Raw genomic sequence first — 3,848 nt, forward strand, 5'->3', positions numbered from 1 at the left:
CATCAGACACGAATGGATGTAATCGGCAATAACATTGCCAACGTAAACACAACAGGCTTTAAACGCGGCCGTGTAAATTTTCAGGATATGATAAGCCAGCAGCTTTCAGGTGCTGCAAAACCAACCGAAGAAAAGGGTGGCGTAAACCCTAAAGAAGTCGGTCTTGGTATGACAGTTGCTGCAATTGATACTGTATTCACACAGGGTAACCTGCAGTCAACAGGTATTAATACTGATGTTGCAATTCAGGGTAATGGTTTCTTTATCGAAAAAAATGGTGAAAAATCATACTACACACGAGCAGGCGCTTTCTCTCTTGATCAGAACGGAACCCTCGTAAATCCTGCAAACGGAATGCGAGTTCAGGGCTGGATGGCACGCGAACTTAACGGTGAAATGGTTGTTCAGACTGCAGCTACTCCAACTGACCTTACAATTCCTGTAGGTTCAAAAGATCCTGCTAAAGCTACCCAGAACATCAACTTTGCATGTAACTTAAACAAAAATACACCGGAAATTCCTGAAAACGCAACTGAAGCTGACGTTGCAAAAGGAACCTGGAACACAGAATTTAAAATCTACGATTCTTTCGGTAACGAACATCTTTTGAACGTAAACTTTTCACGCGTTACCGGAACTCCAAACCAGTGGAATGCAACAGTTCTTATAGACCCTGACAACGCTAATTTTACTCAGACTCGTGTAGGTTTGGGAACAACTGACGGTGTTGAAAATACATTTGTTGTAACTTTCGATAATAACGGAACTTTGGCTTCTGTAACTGATTCGGCTGGAAATGCTTCTAATCCAAACGGAGAAATTATTCTTCAGGCTTCTTACACAGTTCCAGAATCAAATGCAGATGCAGACGGAAATCCGTACCGCCAGACCATGAACATTAATCTTGGAACAATCGGAAGCATGATTAACACTGTTACTCAGAGTGCTTCTGCTTCTTCAACAAAAGCTTTCTATCAGGACGGTTATACACTGGGCTATCTTGAAAACTTCAAGATTGACTCAACCGGTACAATCACTGGTGTTTATTCAAACGGAACAAACCGTACAATCGGTCAGCTTGCAATGGCAACATTCGCTAACCAGAACGGTCTTGAAAAAGCAGGCGATAACACTTACGTTAAAAGCAATAACTCAGGTGAAGCAAAAATCAACGCAGCAGGAATTGCCGGTGCAGGAAGCCTTTTAGCAGGTGCTTTGGAAATGTCAAACGTTGACCTTACTGAGCAGTTTACTGACATGATTGTTACCCAGCGCGGTTTCCAGTCAAACGCAAAGACAATCCAGACAGCAGATACCCTGCTTGAAACTGTACTTTCGCTTAAACGATAGTATGGATCTCCTGTCCTGACAAGTTTTCATAAATGAAAACTTGCGGTCAACTGGCTTTATGCCACCTCAATGTGGCAAATTAGTTTAATAATCCCTTGCAGATTTCTCTGCCGGGGATTTTTTTATGTTATAATATTGTTTGTGCTAACTCTCTCTCAATTTTACGAATCAATTTTTGGATTTAAAACTTATAAACTTTCTCTTGATGCCGGATGTACCTGCCCGAACCGTGACGGCACAAAAGGCGTTGGAGGGTGTATTTTCTGTTCTGAGAAAGGCAGCGGGGATTTTGCTTCTTCGCATACTCTTTCAATAAAAGAACAGATTGAACAGGCTAAAAAACGTGTTGAATCAAAAGTGAAGGGCAGAAGCGGGAACCGTAAAGGTAAATATATCGCTTATTTTCAGAATTTTACTTCGACTTACGGAAATCCACAAAAACTCCTTGAAAAATACAGAGAAGCTCTTTTATGCGAAAATGTAGCAGGACTTGCAGTTGCAACCCGCCCGGACTGCCTTAGTGAAGAGATTTTATCTGGAATTGCAGAAATAGCAAAAGAGCATTTTGTTCAGATTGAACTTGGATTACAGACTTCAAACGAAAGAACCGGCATTTTTATAAATCGCTGCTATACAAACGAAGATTACTGCAGGGCTGTTGAGCGCATAAAACAGGCTGATTCAAACATTCATATTGTTACACATTTGATTTTTGGGCTTCCGGGTGAAACTGAGCATGATATGATTGAGACTGTAAAATTTGCTGTAAACATAAATAACTGCCAATTCAGTGGTAATCTGTGTAAATCTGTGGACAAAAAAAATGTAAACGCGTTCGGTCTTAAAATTACTTCACTTTACGTTGTAAAAAATACAAAACTTGCAGAAATTTATAAAAACTGTAAATACACACCTCTTTCAAAAGAGGAGTATTTTTTGCTTCTTAAAAAAACACTTCCATTGCTTCCGGAAAATTGTGTTGTTCACCGTTTGACAGGAGACCCGCCTAAAAACACGTTGATTGCCCCGTTGTGGACTGGCGACAAAAAGCGTGTAATGAATGAATTAAAATCACTTTTTATTTCTAAGCCGGCGGATTAAAATCAGTACGCCGAGTACAAGTTCCAGTATAAGAGGAACTGTTATGCTTAAAGCCGGTATAAGACCAATCATTAATGCAAAAGGAATAATGTCTTCCTGAATTGCACCTTTTCCAGTAATTGCGCCAAAAACGTGTACATGAGAAAATATTTTATCCAGATCCATCTGACCTGTAAGCACCATAATACAGAGCCATGCTACAGCAAGCATTAAACCTGCCAGAGCTGTGATTAAAAGCCAGTGATATTTTCTGAAAGAAGCGATGATGATTGGAAGTAAAACGCAAAGTGCCGTGCATACAAGCCAGAATTGACCGAACGGGCTTATAAAGACTGAAAGGCAGACTAGAAAAATTGTTAAAAGCGTGTAAACCCAGTAATTTTCTGTTCCAAAAAGAATGTAATAAAGTGCTAAAGCTATAACTGAAGCGATATTTACGACAATGATTGCATAAACCGGGACTGTCTGATAGTGGAAGCCTGCACATACAATTCCGATTGTAAGGAAAATTGATATGACTTCCAGTCCAAGTGAGAAAATGAAAAACCTGTCTTTTTTGTATTTTTTTGCAAGTATGATTGAAAAATATTCATCCCAGACAAGGGCTGCTATAGTTACTGCCATACCAATCCAGAAATGTTCAAAAGGATTGAATAAATACGGCATAAACATGAAGATAGTTTCAAATGCAGTAAACCAATGGATTCGTTCTTTATTGTTTATAATGTACCAGATAGCAAACGAAGCCAGTGAAATTGCACTCAGGACAATTGCAGAAATAAAAGTAACCGGATACTGTCTTTTATTTGCAAAATAAAGTGAGGCTGCGATTGCATAGATTAAAAGAGCTGCTCCACCGTAAAGAGTTTTGCTCTTTTTAACTTTTTTTGTATCAACCTGATTAAGTGTTTTGTTTACTTTTTTTGAAGAAGCACGTGCATTTGCAAGTCCATAAAAAAGACAGTTAACTGCACAGCCTGTGACTAAAAGCGTAGAATTTTTTAATGCAAGCGGAATAAATACAAGTGAAATATAGAGAACAACCTGCCAGTCTTTTGGAATGTCATGCTTTTTAAGGAAATTATTGTTTAAGAAAATTAATACCGGAAGAATTATACATGCAATGAGAATCGGCTGCTTTTCTGCCGGTAAAATTCTGTATGCCCAGTAAACTGTAATAAAACCTGCAAGACTGCATGCAAAAAAAGATTTAATGATTTCTTTTTGCTTTACAGAAAGTGTTTTTCTGTCGGTCCATACAAATTCTGTACAAAAAATAACCAGACCCAGAAAAATCAAAGCCCACGGTAAAAGCGGGACAATGTTGTCGTTAATAAAATCTTTTAAAATCCACATAAATTAAATATTATCATCGAATTTGTAGAAAAGCAATTAAC

The 3,848-nt window shown here is 38.4% G+C and carries 3 protein-coding genes; 2 read left to right on the plus strand and 1 reads right to left on the minus strand.

Annotation, left to right across the window (positions count from 1 at the left end; all coding sequences use genetic code 11):
- Positions 1-1,350 (plus strand): flagellar hook protein FlgE (flgE, locus tag ACKI5B_RS04270; RefSeq protein WP_407426167.1); only part of this gene is annotated, 1,350 nt, incomplete at its 5' end.
- A gap of 141 nt (positions 1,351-1,491) precedes the next feature.
- Positions 1,492-2,451, plus strand: a complete 960-nt coding sequence (gene mnmL / locus ACKI5B_RS04275) for a tRNA modification radical SAM protein MnmL/YtqA (protein ID WP_407426169.1) — start codon at positions 1,492-1,494, stop codon at positions 2,449-2,451.
- On the opposite strand, the gene ACKI5B_RS04280 is transcribed toward mnmL, so the two are convergent.
- Positions 2,422-3,807: a hypothetical protein gene (locus ACKI5B_RS04280; RefSeq protein ID WP_407426171.1), complete on the minus strand. Its 1,386-nt coding sequence runs from the start codon at positions 3,805-3,807 to the stop codon at positions 2,422-2,424. The two genes, mnmL and ACKI5B_RS04280, sit on opposite strands and share 30 nt — an antisense overlap.
- Positions 3,808-3,848: the final 41 nt, after the last annotated feature.

Origin of the sequence: Treponema sp. (assembly GCF_045657965.1) — a bacterium.
In the GTDB taxonomy this organism is placed as follows: Bacteria; Spirochaetota; Spirochaetia; order Treponematales; family Treponemataceae; genus Treponema_D.